The sequence below is a fragment of the Halomonas sp. RT37 genome, assembly GCF_040070525.1.
In the GTDB taxonomy this organism is placed as follows: Bacteria; Pseudomonadota; Gammaproteobacteria; order Pseudomonadales; family Halomonadaceae; genus Halomonas; species Halomonas litopenaei.
Map to the genome: position 1 here is coordinate 1 of NZ_CP098827.1, position 16,886 is coordinate 16,886.

The 16,886-nt window shown below is 62.3% G+C and carries 11 protein-coding genes; 7 read left to right on the top strand and 4 right to left on the bottom strand.

Annotated features, from left to right (window positions below; genetic code table 11):
- From dnaA to gyrB, 4 genes are read left to right on the top strand one after another with little or no spacing between them, the layout of a single operon-like run.
- Positions 1 to 1,476 carry a chromosomal replication initiator protein DnaA gene (gene dnaA, locus NFG58_RS00005; RefSeq protein ID WP_045995088.1) on the top strand — a complete coding sequence of 492 codons (1,476 nt, stop codon included), beginning with the start codon at positions 1 to 3 and terminating at the stop codon, positions 1,474 to 1,476.
- Between the two features lie 60 nt (positions 1,477 to 1,536).
- Positions 1,537 to 2,640 (top strand): DNA polymerase III subunit beta, encoded by a 1,104-nt coding sequence (gene dnaN / locus NFG58_RS00010; protein WP_045995089.1) that lies wholly within the window; start codon positions 1,537 to 1,539, stop codon positions 2,638 to 2,640.
- Between the two features lie 28 nt (positions 2,641 to 2,668).
- Positions 2,669 to 3,799, top strand: a complete 1,131-nt coding sequence (gene recF / locus NFG58_RS00015; protein WP_253554791.1) for a DNA replication/repair protein RecF — start codon at positions 2,669 to 2,671, stop codon at positions 3,797 to 3,799.
- Positions 3,796 to 6,216 carry a DNA topoisomerase (ATP-hydrolyzing) subunit B gene (gyrB, locus tag NFG58_RS00020; RefSeq protein ID WP_045995091.1) on the top strand — a complete coding sequence of 807 codons (2,421 nt, stop codon included), beginning with the start codon at positions 3,796 to 3,798 and terminating at the stop codon, positions 6,214 to 6,216. Before recF ends, gyrB begins: the two co-directional genes overlap by 4 nt.
- Positions 6,217 to 7,499: 1,283 nt before the next feature.
- Here gyrB and gmhB read toward each other — a convergent pair.
- Both gmhB and NFG58_RS00030 read right to left on the bottom strand, forming a co-directional pair.
- Positions 7,500 to 8,069, bottom strand: a complete 570-nt coding sequence (gmhB, locus tag NFG58_RS00025; protein ID WP_348827343.1) for a D-glycero-beta-D-manno-heptose 1,7-bisphosphate 7-phosphatase — start codon at positions 8,067 to 8,069, stop codon at positions 7,500 to 7,502.
- Between the two features lie 496 nt (positions 8,070 to 8,565).
- Positions 8,566 to 9,525 carry a LysR family transcriptional regulator gene (locus NFG58_RS00030; RefSeq protein WP_348827344.1) on the bottom strand — a complete coding sequence of 320 codons (960 nt, stop codon included), beginning with the start codon at positions 9,523 to 9,525 and terminating at the stop codon, positions 8,566 to 8,568.
- A 205-nt stretch (positions 9,526 to 9,730) separates the two neighbouring features.
- On the opposite strand from NFG58_RS00030, the gene NFG58_RS00035 reads away from it, so the two are divergent.
- Positions 9,731 to 10,897, top strand: a complete 1,167-nt coding sequence (locus NFG58_RS00035; protein WP_348827345.1) for a zinc-binding dehydrogenase — start codon at positions 9,731 to 9,733, stop codon at positions 10,895 to 10,897.
- A 739-nt stretch (positions 10,898 to 11,636) separates the two neighbouring features.
- On the opposite strand, the gene glyS is transcribed toward NFG58_RS00035, so the two are convergent.
- Entirely contained in the window at positions 11,637 to 13,703 is a 2,067-nt protein-coding gene (glyS, locus tag NFG58_RS00040; protein ID WP_348827346.1) for a glycine--tRNA ligase subunit beta, read from the bottom strand.
- Between the two features lie 2 nt (positions 13,704 to 13,705).
- Complete coding sequence (gene glyQ / locus NFG58_RS00045) at positions 13,706 to 14,668, bottom strand: glycine--tRNA ligase subunit alpha (protein ID WP_108131941.1); 963 nt, start codon at positions 14,666 to 14,668, stop codon at positions 13,706 to 13,708.
- A gap of 92 nt (positions 14,669 to 14,760) precedes the next feature.
- Between glyQ and rfaD the strand changes: the two genes are divergently transcribed.
- The gene (rfaD, locus tag NFG58_RS00050) at positions 14,761 to 15,717 is read left to right on the top strand and encodes an ADP-glyceromanno-heptose 6-epimerase (RefSeq protein ID WP_108131940.1); all 957 of its coding nucleotides are present in this window, start codon (positions 14,761 to 14,763) and stop codon (positions 15,715 to 15,717) included.
- Between the two features lie 13 nt (positions 15,718 to 15,730).
- Positions 15,731 to 16,783: a lipopolysaccharide heptosyltransferase II gene (gene waaF, locus NFG58_RS00055; protein ID WP_348828150.1), complete on the top strand. Its 1,053-nt coding sequence runs from the start codon at positions 15,731 to 15,733 to the stop codon at positions 16,781 to 16,783.
- Positions 16,784 to 16,886: the final 103 nt, after the last annotated feature.

Below are 16,886 nucleotides of genomic sequence, written 5' to 3' on the forward strand. Positions count from 1 at the left end.
GTGTCGCTCGCTCTCTGGCAACAGTGTCTACAAACCCTTCAGGATGAACTGAGCTCGCAGCAGTTCAACACCTGGATTCGCCCTCTGCAGGCGGAAGAAGGGGAGTCCAATCAGCTCAGGCTGCTGGCACCCAACCGCTTCGTGCGCGATTGGGTCAGTGACAAGTACGCCAAGCGTATCAGTGAACTGATGCGGGAGTTGGCGCCGGCCAAGCCGCCCAAGGTGATGCTGACGGTGGGCAGTCGTCGTGCTGCGCCGGCCCCACCCCAGACTCGCGAACTCGGCGATCCTGTCTCCGCCGCTCCGGCCCGCTCGGCGGCCGTGCACACCAGCTCCCGCGGCGATGTGGGGGATGAGCGCGAGGTCGACCGCCTGCGCGACGAAGGCGGTGAGGCGCCGGTCACGCGTCCACCCGGTGGTGAACGTCAGGTTCAGGTCGAGGGCAGTCTCAAGCACTCCAGTGGCCTGAATCCCAACTTCACCTTCGAGACGTTTGTCGAGGGCAAGTCCAACCAGCTTGCCAGGGCGGCATCCCGCCAGGTGTCGGAGAACCCTGGGGGAGCCTACAACCCGCTGTTTCTGTATGGTGGCGTCGGCCTCGGTAAGACCCACCTGATGCATGCGGTGGGCAATGCCCTGGCGGGGCGTCGCGAGAACGCTCGGGTGGTGTATCTTCACTCGGAGCGCTTCGTCGCCGATATGGTCAAGGCCCTTCAGCTCAACGCCATCAATGACTTCAAGCGCTTCTATCGCAGCGTCGACGCCCTGTTGATCGATGACATCCAGTTCTTCGCCGGCAAGGAGCGCTCCCAGGAGGAGTTCTTCCACACCTTCAATGCCTTGCTTGAGGGTGGCCAGCAGATGATCCTGACCTCGGATCGCTATCCGAAGGAAATCAGCGGCGTCGAGGAGCGCCTCAAGTCCCGTTTTGGCTGGGGGCTGACGGTGGCGATAGAGCCGCCTGAGCTCGAGACTCGGGTGGCGATCCTGATGAAGAAGGCCGACCAGGCCAAGGTGGATCTACCCCATGATGCGGCTTTCTTCATCGCCCAGAAGATTCGCTCCAACGTGCGTGAACTGGAAGGGGCGCTGAAGAAGGTCATCGCCGATTCCCACTTCATGGGCAAGTCGATCACCCAGGACTTCATCCGCGAATCGCTCAAGGATCTGCTCGCTCTGCAGGACAAGCAGGTAGGCGTGGACAACATCCAGCGTACCGTGGCGGAGTACTACAAGATCAAGCTGGCGGACCTGCTGTCCAAGCGGCGTTCACGCTCCGTGGCGCGCCCGCGACAGGTCGCCATGGCCCTGGCCAAGGAACTGACCAATCACAGTCTTCCGGAAATCGGCGACGCCTTCGGCGGCCGAGACCACACCACCGTGCTACATGCCTGTCGCAAGGTGCAGGCGCTGCAGGAAGAAAGCGCCGATATTCGTGAAGACTACAAGAATCTGTTGCGGCTTTTGACCAGTTAACGTCTCTACGTCATCAACCGCGTGACCGTCTCACTCTCCCGGACAAGAAGTGGAGCCGACATGAAATTTTCCATCTCCCGCGAAGCGCTGCTGCGCCCGCTGACGCTGGTGGCCGGTGTGGTCGAGCGCCGTCAGACGTTACCGGTGCTCTCCAACGTGCTGATCCAGGTCGAACAGGACGAGGTCGCCTTGACCGGCACCGACCTGGAAGTCGAACTGGTCGGCCGCACCGTGGCCAGCCAGGTGGATGAGCCTGGCGCCATCACGGTGCCCGCGCGCAAGCTGATGGACATCTGCAAGTCCTTGCCAGACCAGTCCGAGCTGGAGCTGTCCATCGAGGACGGGCGGGCCGTGCTGCGCAGTGGCCGTTCACGCTTTACCCTGTCCACGCTTCCGGTCGCCGAGTTTCCGAATATTGAAGATGGTCAGAGCAGTGTCGAACTGGCGTTGCCGCGGGGGACCCTCAAGCAGCTGATCGACGCCACCTCCTTCGCCATGGCGCAGCAGGACGTTCGCTACTATCTGAATGGCCTGCTGCTGGAGTTCGCCCCGAACCTGGTCCGCACCGTGGCTACCGACGGCCACCGCCTGGCGGTCAGCTCTCGACCCGTGGAGATCAACATTGAGTCGGCCCAGAAGCTGATCGTTCCGCGCAAGGGTGTACTCGAACTGGTACGGCTGCTCGACGATTCTGAAGAGCCTGTCAGCCTGACCCTGGGCTCTACCCATATCCGTGCTCACACCGGGGACTTCACCTTCACCTCCAAGCTGGTGGACGGCAAGTTCCCGGACTACGAGCGGGTCGTGCCCAAGGGCGGCGACAAGGTCTTCATCGCCGAACGTTCGGAGTTGCGTCAGGTGCTGTCGCGTACCGCCATCCTCTCCAACGAGAAGTACCGTGGGGTACGGCTGAATCTGGAAGAGGGCAACCTGAGGGTGATGGCCAACAACCCGGAGCAGGAAGAGGCCGAGGAAAACATCGCGATCGAATACAGCGGGCCGGCCATGGAGATCGGCTTCAACGTCGGCTATCTGATCGACGTGCTCAACGCCGTGGGTGAGGATCGCGTGCAGATGACGCTGGGCGATCCCAACAGCAGTGCGCTGATGGAAGAACCCGGTGGCGGCGATGCCCTCTATGTCGTGATGCCGATGCGCCTGTGACGGTATTCATTGCCAGCAAGGCCTTTCCATGGCGCTAGACCGCTTGATGTTTCAAGGCCTGCGAAACTTGCAGGCCTTTGATATTTCACCATCTTCCGGGATCAACCTGATCACTGGAAGCAACGGCAGCGGCAAGACCAGCCTGCTCGAAGGTATCCACCTGCTGGGCATGGGGCGGTCCTTTCGGGCGCGTCGGCTGTCCCAGGTACTCCACCACGATGCTGACGCCCTTGTCCTGCATGGCCGCCTTGCCGGTGATCCCCCTGTATCGATCGGCTTGCGCCGCCTGCGTCAGGAGCGCGAATTGACGCTGCGCATTGGCGGTGAGCGACTCGACAGGGTGTCTCGTCTGGTGGAGACCCTGCCCCTGCAGTTGATCAACCCCGACGCATTCCGCCTGCTGGAGGGATCTCCCGCCGGCAGGAGGGAGTTCCTGGATTGGGGAGTGTTTCACGTGAAACATGACTTCCTGCAGGCCTGGCAGCGTTTCCGTCGCGCCCTGAAACATCGGAATGCCCTGCTCAGGCATGGTAGAATGGAGCCTCAATCCCTGTCAGTGTGGGAGCATGAGCTGGCGCTTTCGGGCGAGCGCATGGACATCCTGCGCAGGGAATGGATCGATACCTTTATCCCGGTATTCGAGGAAACGCTGGAAGGGCTGATTTCACTGCCATCGCTGACGCTGCGCTATAGCCGTGGCTGGGATCGACAGCGAGATCTGGCCGAGGTGCTCGAGCAGGGACGCGACACCGATCGTCAGATGGGCTTTACCCAGCAGGGGCCCCAGCGAGCGGATCTGGCGATTCGACTCGGCAGACGACCAGCGGTCGAAGTGCTTTCACGAGGACAACAGAAACTCGTCGTGAGCGCACTGAAGCTTGCCCAGGGACGGTTACTCGAGAAGATGACAGGCAGGACCTGTCTCTACTTGATCGACGATCTGCCCGCCGAACTGGACCAGAACCACCGAAGGATCTTTTGCCAGTGGCTGGAGCGGATGCGCTGCCAGGCCTTCATCACCAGCGTGGATCACGAGGTACTGGCCGACCTGTGGCAACCCGATACGCCGATGGCAATGTTTCACGTGAAACAAGACGCTGACGGCTTCGGCCAGCTGCAGGCCATAGACAGACAGACTTCACGACGGAGTGGTCAATGAGCGAACATGCTTACGACTCATCGAGCATCAAGGTACTGAAAGGCCTGGATGCCGTACGCAAGCGGCCCGGGATGTACATCGGCGATACCGATGATGGTACCGGCCTGCATCACATGGTGTTCGAGCTGGTGGACAACTCCATCGACGAAGCGCTGGCCGGCCACTGTAGCGAGATCAGGGTGATCATCCATCCGGATGAGTCGATCACCGTCAGTGACAATGGCCGTGGCATTCCTACCGATATTCATGAAGAGGAAGGCGTATCGGCGGCCGAAGTGATCATGACGGTGTTGCACGCGGGCGGTAAGTTCGATGACAACTCCTACAAGGTATCTGGCGGCCTGCACGGCGTCGGTGTCTCGGTGGTCAATGCGCTGTCTGAAGAGCTCAAGCTGACCATCTGGCGTGCCGGCAAGGTCCACGAGCAGATCTATCGTCACGGTGTTCCCGAGTCGCCGCTGGCTGTGGTGGGGCAGACCGAGCAGACCGGTTCGCGGGTGCACTTCCGTCCGTCTCCCGAGACCTTCGCCAATATCGAGTTTCACTACGATATTCTGGCCAAGCGTCTGCGTGAGCTGTCGTTTCTGAATTCTGGTGTGGCTATCCGCCTGCTGGACGAGCGTAGCGGCAAGGAAGAGCTGTTTCACTATGAAGGTGGCCTGAAGGCCTTCGTCGACCACCTCAACACCAACAAGACCGTTCTCAACCCCGTCTTCCACTTCAATGTGGAGCGGGAAGATGGCGTGGCGGTCGAGGTGGCGATGCAGTGGAACGATACCTTCGCCGAGAACATCTTCTGCTACACCAACAACATCCCTCAGCGGGATGGCGGTACCCACCTGGCCGGTTTCCGCGCTTCACTGACTCGTACGCTCAATCATTATATTGAAGCGGAAGGGTTGCTGAAGAAGACCAAGGTGAACACCTCCGGTGACGACGCCCGTGAGGGCCTGACCGCGATCATCTCGGTCAAGGTGCCGGACCCGAAGTTTTCCTCCCAGACCAAGGACAAGCTGGTCTCTTCTGAGGTAAAAACTGCGGTAGAACAGGAACTTGGGCGGTCTTTCTCGGAGTATCTGGTAGAGAAGCCCAACGAAGCAAAGGCCATCGTCAACAAGATGCTGGACGCTGCCAGGGCCCGCGAGGCGGCGCGCAAGGCGCGCGATATGACCCGCCGCAAGGGCGCCCTGGACATCGCAGGGCTGCCCGGCAAACTGGCCGACTGTCAGGAAAAGGACCCCGGACTGTCAGAACTCTACCTGGTCGAGGGTGACTCGGCCGGGGGTAGTGCCAAGCAGGGGCGTGATCGGCGTACCCAGGCTATCCTGCCGCTCAAGGGCAAGATACTCAACGTCGAGAAGGCACGCTTCGACAAGATGCTGTCGTCGGCGGAAGTCGGGACGCTCATCACTGCCCTGGGCTGCGGTATCGGCCGTGAGGAGTTCAATCCGGACAAGCTGCGCTATCACTCGATCATCATCATGACCGATGCGGACGTGGACGGTTCGCATATTCGTACCCTGCTGTTGACGTTCTTCTTCCGTCAGATGGCGGAGTTGATCGAACGCGGGCATGTGTTTATCGCCCAGCCGCCGCTGTACAAGATCAAGCGTGGCAAGCAGGAGCTCTACCTCAAGGATGAGCAGGCGATGATCGACTACCTGACCACCACCGCCCTGGACGGTGCGCGGTTGTGCGTCAGTGAAGATGCGCCAGGAATCAGCGGGGCTCAGCTTGAGACTCTGGTGAACCAGTACCGTGATGTGATGAAGCGCATCGATCGTCTGTCGCGGGTCTATCCCAGCGAGGTGCTGCGCAAGATCGTCCATGCGGCACATCTTGACGGCGAAAACAGCCTTCGTGATCGCGGCACCATGCAGAACTGGATCGAGTTCCTGCAGAAGGAAATGGACGATCTGGTGGCCTACGAGGGGGGGCCGCGTTACACCTTCTCGTTGCAGGAAGACAATGAACGCGGGTTCTTCCTGCCGGCGGTCACCTTGATTGCCCATGGCGTGACCACCGACTACGTCTGGGGCCTGGACTTCTTCACCAGCGCTGACTATCGCGCGATCGCTGGCCTCGGCGAGACACTGGACGGGCTGCTGGAAGAGAGCGCCTATATCGCCCGTGGTGAGCGCAAGAAGCCGGTCAAGACCTTCTATGAGGCGCTGGACTGGCTTATGAACGAGGCACAGCGTGGTCTGTCGATCCAGCGCTACAAGGGGCTGGGCGAGATGAACCCGGAGCAGTTGTGGGAAACCACCATGGATCCCAATACGCGTCGTATGCTGCGGGTTTCCATCGAAGATGCCGTCGCCGCCGACATGATGTTCAACACCCTGATGGGTGATGAAGTCGAACCGCGTCGTGACTTTATCGAGCGCAACGCTCTGGTGGCCAATCTGGACATCTAGTGCAGCAGGAAGTCCCAGGCCCATGGCCTCGATGTTTCACGTGAAACATCACGCGACAAAACCCCGATCTTCAGGATCGGGGTTTTTTCTTTTCTAGTATCAGTAGTTTGCCAGCGGCCGGATGGTTGGGTGGCTGGTTTCTTGAAAGGCCCGATATGAGAGGGCGGGGTGCACCAGGCTTCTATTGCCATCCGGCGAGGGTGTATCGCGAATGAGCAGCTACACATCTGACCGCACGCCATGGGCTGTGGTCGCCCGATTCTGTTGGCGAACGCGGTGAGTGGGTGGTGAGTGGGCGCGGTGTGTCCGATGGAAGTCAGTGGACGTCAGTAGAGGAAAGACGAAGGCGCGGTGTCTCCATGGCGGTTGCACGGTGGGCAGGTGCTTGAGGACAGCGGCGCGGCTTGCACGTTTCACGTGAAACATCTGGCGATATAAGGTCCAACCGCTCAAGCCAGAACTCCTCGCCTCTTTGATATCAAATGTCTGGTCGATATCAGCATTCGTGCCGAGTACGGGGGAGTACCCGAGCTTCAGGCAGATACTCGGAGAAAGGTATCTGGCGTGCGCGCTGACATGTGAAGTGGTCGGAAAGGCGGCGTATCGATACTGCTGGCGTCATCTCAAAGAAGGGGATGGAAGGAGGGAATCAGAAAGGGAGGAATGGAGGTGTTGTTGGAAGGAGCTGTTGGAAGGGGGGGAAGGGATGGTGGGAAGGGGGGGGGACAGACGAGAGCGTACGACAATCCATCGTCGGGCTGCGTCTATGACCTCGCTCCTCCGCAACGTTTCCCGTGAAACATCACGGCATCAGACCTGAGATTCCAAGGCTGGGACCGTGTCTGGCTATCCGCATCTTGCCATCTGTGTCTTGCTGACTGGATCTTGTTACTCGCGTCTTGTTATCCACGTCATGTTATTTGGGGCCTGATGAGTCTCTCGCTTAAGACGGGTGCCTTGGTTGTCGCACTATATGGAACGTGCGGGAGCGTGTCCGGATGGGGCTCTGTGATACCGGAGGGGGCTCGATACATTGCACTCGCAGTCATCACGGAAAGACCGACATTTGAGCACCATGACCTCCCGGGCGGGTAAGTCGCAAGAGCTTTCCCGTGTTCTAACTTGTTGTTTGGACGTTGATATACGAAGAATGCGAGCCGCCATGTTTCACGTGAAACATGGGGCTCGGCAGTTGCAGATAGATGAAGGGAGAGTCACGTCGGCGGCCAGGCCCGGAGGCTCGCCGAGGGCTGACGAGGGGGCGAGCCTGATGCAGGGTCGTTTCAGGTATCCAGGTTTCCTTGCAGCAGTTGATCGACAAAACCAGCGAGATCGTCATGGACCTCTGCCTCGCTGTCTGTCCGGCCAAGTTCTGGATGCTTGGCTAGTGTGCGCTCGCCCTTGCCGGTACGTACCAATGCAAGGCGGCAGCCCACGGCAGCGCCTGCCTCGAGATCCCGGTAGCTGTCGCCCACCATCCAGGCGCCTTCCAGGCTGTCGAGTGCAAGCGCATCCTGAATCTGGCGGAGCAGACCGGGCAAGGGCTTGCGGCAATCACAGCGGTCCTCGCTAATGTGAGGGCAGTAGGCGATATGCTCGATTCGACCGCCTTCGGCCTCCACCAGGCTCAGCATCCTGGTGTGCATGGACTCCAGCGTCGCCTCATCGTAGTAGCCTCGCGCGATGCCTGACTGGTTGGTGGCAACAGCGACGGTCCAGCCCTGTTGGGACAAACGGGCGATGGCGGTGATGGCGCTGGGGTAGGGGACCCACTCGGCGAGCGACTTGATATAGTTGTCGGAGTCCTGATTGATCACTCCGTCACGGTCGAGAATGACGAGTCGTGGGGCCATGGGTCTACCTGGTCTATGCGATGGGTAAGGGTGGTTGCTGTCACGCAATCGGCCCAGTGTAGGGGCATGTTTCACGTGAAACAATCAGGTGCTGACGAGGCCGTGTCTGTGGCCCAGGTCGCAGTTTTTACCAACCCTGCGCTGTTGCTGTTGCTGTTGCTGTCTGTCTCACCCCTTGCTAGGCGCTGTCCGAAAAGTCGACGAGCGAAGGTTAGACAAGGCAAAAATCGGTGAGAAAGCGCAGTTTACGGGGTGTAAATGAGCATGTTGATCCGATTTTTAACGCCGTATTACCGAGCGCAGGCACTTTTCAGACAAGCCCTAGCGGAAGCTCGTGCTGTTCCCGCCATGTCGAGGGCGTTGCAAGGGTCTCATGCAAGGGGCTCATACAAGGGTGTCGCAAGCCCATTCCAGCGACAACTATCCCAGGCTCCTCCGTATTCAGTAAGCCACGGATCGCTGCGACCCCAGCCCCTTAGTTGTCGCTGGCAACAACCTAGTCCGAAAGGGGGGGCGACGTCTTGTCGGTGTGCAAACCTGTCGCGCCGGCTGTCGCCAGTGCTGTGGGTATCGAGTCCTTCAGGTGATCGAGCAATGCTCGTACCCGCATTGGCGGATCCCGTCCTGGAAGCAGCGCGTGGATGCTGATGTCCGGCAGCGACCAGTCCTCGAGCACGGGGAGCAACCTGCCGGCTTCCAGCGAGGCCCCGACGATGGAACGGGAGGTATGAAGGATGCCTATACCTGCCTCTGCCGCGATCACCAGTGCGTGCCCATAGTTCGCTCTGTAGCTTCCGCTGACCGGCACGTTGTGAACCTCGTCGCCACGGCGAAGTGGCCAGCGCTGAATACCCTGGAACCGTGTGTAGTGAAGGCAGTTGTGGTGCAGCAGGTCCAGTGGGTGACGCGGTACACCCTGGCGTTGAAGATAGGCCCTCGACGCCACCAGCATGCGCTGATCTGCGGCCAAGGGATGGGCGACCAAGCGAGAGTTCTCGAGCACCCCGACTCGCACTGCCAGATCGTGCCCGGACGAGGCGATATCGACAAAGCGATCGTCGAAGTCAGCGTCCACTTCAATGTCTGGATGACGATCGAGAAATTCGGGGAGGAAGGGCGCAATATGGATTCGGCCGAAATTGACCGGTAGTGATAGGCGGATCAGTCCTCGCGGTCGGTCACTGATGTCCTGCAAGGTATCCGCCGCCTTGTCGAGTAACCGTAGAGCAGGGACGGCGCGTTCCAGGTAGGTGCGGCCCGCCAGGGTCAGGGAAACCTCACGGGTGGTCCGGTGCAACAGCTTCGTCCCGAGCCGAGACTCCAGGGCATCGAGGCGACGGCTGACCGCGCCGCTGGTGAGGTTGAGTTGCTCGCCGGCCGCGCGCAGTGAGCCATATCTTGCCACTTCAACCAGGGCAAGCAGTCCAGCGACCAGTGTGTCGTGATGGGATGGCATGGTGCACTCTCGTCCAGAGGCAGGGGGTTGGTCATTGCACGAGTCGCCATGGGGCCAGGGTCGATGGGCGCCGGTGCGGCGCGAGACGGCTCTGACTCGGGGCCTAATTGTTGAGTCTAGCGCAAGACAGTACTCCGTGAGCTTCGCTACTGCGCTGGTCTCGGACGGGCCAGGATAGGGGAAGACCAACGAGGAGGTTGTTCCCATGTTACTGGAAGCTCGTCTACGCCCATTGGTATCGCTACGTCACTTTCGTCAATTCCGCTCTGACAGGGTGGGGCCTGAAGGAATCCATGAATACCAGGTAGCACGCCGTGACCTGGCCAGTGAAGAAGTGCGTGTCAGGGTCGCTGCGGTGGGGCTGAACTACCGCGACAGGGCGCTGCAGGACGGAAGCTATCTGCCGCAGATGCCACGCCCCTTCGTGCCGCTGTCTGAAGGCTCCGGGGTGGTGCTGGAAACGGGAGGGGATGTCGTTGATCTCGAGGTGGGACAACCGGTGCTCGGTCACTACACCGTCGATTGGATATCTGGAGCTTTCAGGGAGTCCTATCACGCCTCAAAGCTGGGCGGTCCTGGTGATGGCTGGTTGTCGGAGGAGGTCATCGTTCCGCGTCGTGCGCTGGTTGCCGTGCCATCTGGCTGGCGGCTCGATCAAGCCGCTGCATTGGCGATCTCCGGCGTCACGGCCTGGAAGGCGCTTGGCGACCTGGATGAACTGCAGGGCCGTTACCTGCTGTTGGCGGGAACCGGCAACGTGTCGCTGCAGGCCTTGCAGCTGGCGGCGGCGGCCGGTGCTCGGCCTATCGTGGTGACGTCGCGACCCGCTCTGGCATCACGGCTCAGGGATTTAGGCGCGGTCGCGGTGATCGGTCGGGAGGGCGGGGCGGCCGACGTGGCGTCCCAGGTGATGGCCATCACCGAGTCCGTGGGCGTAGGGCGTGCCATCGATGTGGTGGGCGGGCAGTTTCTGGTCGATGCCATTCTGCCGTCAATGGCTACCAATGGGCGTATCGCCCTGGTGGGCTTTCTCGAAAGTGGCCGTGTCGAGGGTGATCTGGTGGGACCGGCGATTCGCAAGTTGCTGCATCTGGAAGGGATCAGCGTCGGCAGCCGTGATGACCTGGAGGCCATGCTCCGCTATATGGATCGCCACGGACTCAGGCCCGCTATCGGACGTCGTCTGAGCGCCGACGACTTGCCTGAGTGGCTCGCCAACGGCGCCGTGGGCAGTGGCTTGCGTTCGGGCACCATAGCCGACCGTCACCCGAGCGTGGGCCTGCCGGCAACGGACTCGCAAGACAATGATCTCGAACTGGGCAAGACGCTGGTGATCATGGATCAGCGGCTGGCGGAAAGTATCGCTGAGTAGAGCGGCGGAATCGGGGCGCTGAGTAAGGCGGCGGAGGCGGGGCTCAGAGTAAAGCGGCGGAGGCGGGGCTCAGAGTAGCGCGGCGGAGGCGGGGCGCTGAGTAGAGCGGCGGAATCGGGGCGCTGAGTAAGGCGGCAGAGGCGGGGCACTGAGTAGAGCGGCGGAATCGGGGCGCTGAGTAAGGCGGCAGAGGCGGGGCGCTGAGTAGAGCGGCGGAATCGGGGCGCTGAGTAAGGCGGCAGAGTCGGGGCGCTGAGTAAGGCGGCGGAGGCGGGGCGCTGAGTAAGGCGGCGGGGGCGGGGCGCTGAGTAAAGCGACGGAGGCGGGCGCCAAGAAAAGCAGCGAGCGTGAGGCTCAGGGCTGGCGTCGGGGGTACAAGCTCCAGGCGGCGTACTGGGGGTACATCAAGCGGGGTGGGTTTCACGTGAAACACGAGAGCCTGCCCTTGCTTGTACTCCTGTATGTTCCACGTGAAACATTGTCGCCGCCGGCGCTTTCTATCTGGGCAATGTTCCACGTGAAACGTCGGTGGCGAGTGCCACACTCTGCATCGCCAGGTTTGACTCTCCAGGCGACATCCCATTGGCTCACTCCTGCGTTCGTAGCGGCTGTGGCATCCCCGCTGAAGGGTTCCGGAAGGTTTGGGGCCGTGGGGTGGCGTGCCGGGCGGGCTCAGCCTGTCGATACAAAAAAAGGCCGGCCCCTTGCGGGACCGGCCTCGTTGCCACCAGGGGCTGGATTACTGCTGCAGTTCGGCGATATCCGCTACTTCGAGGAACAGCGCCTGGAGGCTTGCCAGCAGGGCCAGACGATTGGCACGAACGGCTTCGTCCTCGGCCATGACCATCACCTGGTCAAAGAAGGCATCGACCGGTGCCCGAAGGCTTGCCAGCACGTCCAGAGCGTCGCTGTAGCGGGCTTGCTGGAACAGCGGAGCGACCTGCTCCTGGCAGGCTGCCACGGCGTTCTTGAGGGCCTTCTCGGCGTTCTCGGAGAGCAGGCTCTCGTCGACCTCGGTGCGTCCATCGTGATCTTGCTTGGACAGGATGTTGCCGACACGCTTGTTGGCGGCGGCCAGGGCGGCGGCTTCATCACGCGTGGCGAACTGCGCCACGGCGCGCAGGCGACGGGCGAAGTCCAGCGGGCGGGTCACCGGGCGTGCACGCACCGCCAGGTAAACCTCGGCACCGATCCCTTCGTCCTGGGCCCAGGCACGGAAGCGATCGAGCATGTAGCCAAGGACGTCATCGACCAGGCCGTCTGCCTTGGGCAGCGCCTCATGCTGGGCCACGGCGAGCTCGAGCAGCTCGCGCAGGTCCAGATCCAGCTCACCCTTGACCAGGATATTGAGCACGCCGATGGAAGCGCGGCGCAGGGCGAAGGGGTCCTTGGTACCGCTGGGGCGCTGGCCGATGCCGAAGATCCCGGTGATGGTATCCAGGCGATCGGCGATGGCCAGGGCCTGACCGGTCAGGGTCTGGGGGATGGCGTCGCTGGCAAACCGCGGCAGGTACTGTTCTTCCAGCGCGCGTGCGACCTCGGCGTCTTCGCCATCGTGCTCGGCGTAGTAGCGCCCCATGATGCCCTGAAGCTCCGGGAACTCGAGCACCATTTCGGTGACCAGATCACACTTGGCCAGGGCCGCAGCACGGCGAGCGCGGGACTCGTCACCGCCGGTCCGGCTGGCGATGTGCGCGGCCACGTTGGCACTGCGTCTGGCCTTGTCGGCGAGGGTCCCGAGCTGCTTCTGGAACACCACGCTGGAGAGGCCCTCGATGCGCTCGGCGAGCGGGCGTTTGCGGTCGGTCTCGTAGAAGAAGGCGGCATCGGCCAGACGAGGGCGAATCACCTTCTCGTTGCCGGCGATGACCTTGTCCGGCTCGCGGCTGTCGATATTGGACACGGTAATGAAGGCGGGCTTGAGCTTGCCGTCCGCATCCAGCAGGTGGAAGTACTTCTGGTTGGCCTTCATCGACGAGATCAGGCATTCCGCCGGCACCTCGAGGAAACGCTCGTCGAAGCTGCCGGTCAACGCCACCGGCCACTCGACCAGACCGCTGACTTCTTCCAGCAGGTCCTCGTCGATGACGGCGGTGGCTTCGAGCAGTTCTGCCTCGGCCAGTACCTGTTCGCGAATGCGCTCGCGACGCTTGCTGCGATCGGCCAGCACCCAGGCATCCTCCAGGGCGCCGAGGTAGTCGTCGGCATGTTTCAGGGCGATGGCCTCGGGGGCGTGGAAGCGGTGTCCGCGGGTCTCGCGGCCGGCCTCAAGGCCCAGCACCGTGGCGGGTACGATCTGGTCACCGTAGAGCGCTACCAGCCAGTGAACCGGGCGGGAGAACTCGATGCGGGAAGCGCCCCAGCGCATGTTCTTGGGCACCGGCAGGGCCGCCACAGCCTTGTCGATGATGGCGGGCAGCAGGGCGACGGTGGCCTCGCCCTGTTGCTGCTCGCGGTAGCCGAGCCAGGTGCCCTTGTCGGTCTCCAGATGGATCAGGTCGTCGACGCTGACGCCGCAGGAGCGAGCAAAACCCTGGGCTGCCTTGGTTGGCTCGCCATCCTTGAAGGCTGCCGCCAGGGCAGGGCCGCGTTTTTCGACGTCGCGGTCGGGCTGCTTGTCGGCCAGTGCCTCGACCCGCACCGCCAGCCGGCGGGGGGAGGCGTAGGCGGTGACGCCCTGGAAGTCGACGCCGGCATCGGCGAGGCCGCGACGCACGCCCTCGGCGAAGGCGTCGGAGAGAGTGTCGATGGCTCCCGGCGGAAGTTCTTCCACGCCGAGTTCAAGCAAGAGGGTGTGGGCGGCCATGCTTATGCGTCTCCCTGTGCGGCAAGGGGTTCGTCGTCGAGAAGTTCACGTCGCAGCGCTTCCGGGGCCAGCGGGAAACCGGCCGCCTTGCGTGAGGCGTAGTAGGCGTGGGCCACGTCGCGGGCCATGGTGCGCACGCGCAGGATATAGCGCTGGCGTTCGGTGACCGAGATGGCGTGACGGGCGTCGAGCATATTGAAGGTGTGGGAGGCCTTGAGTACCTGCTCGTAGGCCGGCAGCGGCAGGTTGGCGGCGAGCAGCTTCTGGCACTCGCTTTCCTGGTGGTCGAAGTTGCCGAACAGGGCGTCCACGTCGGCATGCTCGAAGTTGTAGGTGGACTGCTCGCGCTCGTTCTGCAGGTAGACGTCACCGTAGGTAACGCGGGAGCCGTCGGGCGCGATGGTCCATACCAGGTCGTAGACGCTGTCCACGTCCTGAAGGTACATGGCGATGCGCTCGAGGCCGTAGGTCAGCTCACCGGTGACCGGGAAGCACTCGATGCCGCCGGCCTGCTGGAAGTAGGTGAACTGGGTCACCTCCATGCCGTTGAGCCAGACCTCCCAGCCGAGTCCCCAGGCACCCAGGGTCGGTGACTCCCAGTTGTCCTCGACGAAGCGGATGTCGTGGACCAGCGGGTCGATGCCGAGACGCTCAAGCGACCCCAGATACAGTTCCTGGAGGTTGGCCGGGGAGGGCTTCATGACCACCTGGAACTGGTAGTAGTGCTGCAGGCGATTGGGGTTTTCGCCGTAGCGGCCATCGGTGGGACGGCGAGACGGCTGAACGTACGCCGAGTTCCAGGTTTCGGGTCCGATGGAGCGCAGGAAGGTGGCCGGGTGAAAGGTGCCCGCACCGACTTCCATGTCCAGCGGCTGCATGATCACGCAGCCCTGTTCGGCCCAGTACTGTTGCAGGGCGAGGATCAGGCCCTGGAAGGTTGCCACGTCTGGCGTCGACTGTGTCATTGGGAAGCACCGTTGGCCATGAATTCACGAGCCGTCAAGTATACAATCACAGGCAATTCGGTTATAGGCACAGCGCCAACAGAGGTTTTCCCATGATCGTAGTGACAGGCGGAGCCGGCTTCATCGGTTCAAATCTGGTCAAGGCCCTCAATGACCGGGGGCGCACCGACATCCTGGTGGTGGATGACCTGCGGGACGGCACCAAGTTCGTCAACCTGGCGGACCTGACCCTCGGGGACTACATGGACAAGGACGAGTTCCTGTCCCGGGTGAAGGCCCACATGCGCGGCGAGCTGAACCAGCTTCCGCCCATCGAGGCGATCTTCCACGAAGGCGCCTGCTCGGACACCACCGAGTGGGATGGACGCTTCATGCTGGAGAACAACTTCACCTACTCCAAGGAGCTTTTGCACTTCTGTGAGCAGGAGGGCATTCCCTTCCTCTACGCCTCGTCGGCGGCCACCTACGGCGGCAGCGAGGTGTTCGTGGAGTCCCCCGAGCACGAGAAACCGCTCAACGTCTACGGCTACTCCAAGCTGCTGTTCGACCAGTACGTGCGCTCGCGCCAGGCCGAACTCAAGACCCAGGTGGTGGGCTTTCGCTACTTCAACGTCTACGGCCCCCGCGAGCAGCACAAGGGCAAGATGTCCAGCGTGGCCTTCCATCACCACACCCAGATCAGCGCCGGCGAGAACCTGCGCCTGTTCGGCGCCTGGGACGGCTACGACGCGGGCATGCAGAGCCGTGACTTTGTCTATGTCGGCGACGTGGTCGACGTCAATCTGTGGTTTCTGGACAACCCCGAGGTGTCGGGAATCTACAACCTCGGTACCGGCCGCGCCGAGCCGTTCAAGACCATCGGCGAGACGGTCATCGACTTCTACGGCAAGGGGCGTATCGACTACATCGACTTCCCGGAAGAGCTCAAGGGGCGATACCAGAGCTACACCCGTGCCGATATCTCGCGGCTGCGCGAGGCTGGCTACGACAAGGAATTCCACACCGTGGCCGAGGGCGTGACCCGCTACCTGGAGTGGTTGAATGGCTGAAGCTGCGCCGGTCATGGCGCAGCCGCGGCTGGCGGGCCAGCGGCTGCTGGTGGTCGGTCCCAGCTGGGTCGGTGACATGGTCATGGCCCAGGGGTTGTTCAAGGCGCTGAAGCAGCAGGGCGCCGCCGCCCTGGCGGTGGTGGCACCTGCCTGGTCGAGGCCGATCCTCGAGCGCATGGATGAGGTCGACGAGGTCGTCGAGCTGGCCGTCGGACACGGCGTCTTCGGCTTTTCCGCCCGACGACGGCTGGCCAGGTCGCTCAAGGGACGCTTCGATCATGCCATCGTGCTGCCGCGTTCCTGGAAGTCGGCACTGGTGCCTTTTCTGGCGCGGATACCCAGGCGAACCGGCTTCACCGGGGAGCACCGGTTTGGCCTGTTGAGCGAGCGCCGTGAGCTGCAGCGCGACGTGCTCGACCAGACCGTCAAGCGCTTCGTCTCGCTGGGGCTGCCGGCGGACGCTGCCGCTGTCGGCGACTTCGAGATTCCCCAGCCACGGCTGCGTCAGGATGCGATCAACCTGGCGCGGTTGCATGATGAACATCGACTCGGCGTGCGTCCTGCCATTGGCCTGATGCCAGGGGCGGAATATGGCCCCGCCAAGCAGTGGCCGCTGGCCTACTTCCATCGCCTGGCCGGGGAGCTGATCGCTCAAGGGTTCGAGGTAAGGGTGCTGGGTGGGCCCAAGGATCACGCGGCGGGCGAGGAGATCGTGACCGGTCTCGAGCATGCCCACAACCTGTGTGGCGAGACCCGCCTGGAGGATGCCGTCGACCTGCTTGGCGACTGTCGTCAGGTGGTGACCAATGACTCCGGGTTGATGCATGTGGCCGCCGCGGTAGGGACGCGTATCCAGGCGATCTATGGCTCCTCGTCGCCGGCCTATACGCCGCCGCTGACCGACAACGCCCGGATTCACTATCTGGCTTTGTCCTGCTCGCCCTGCTTCGAGCGACATTGCCCGCTCGGGCATACCAACTGCCTCAAGCAGATCACTGTGGACAGCGTGCTGGAGGCGATCCTGACAGACGAGGCCCCGAACCGGATCGACGCCAGCAACGAGTGATCCGGGGCAAGGTGTCGTCGGTGAAGCCTTGTCCAGTCGTCCTGGCCGTCATACAGGCGCTCTGTCGCCGCTACTCTTCATATGGGCGCCCAGGCAGGTAGAC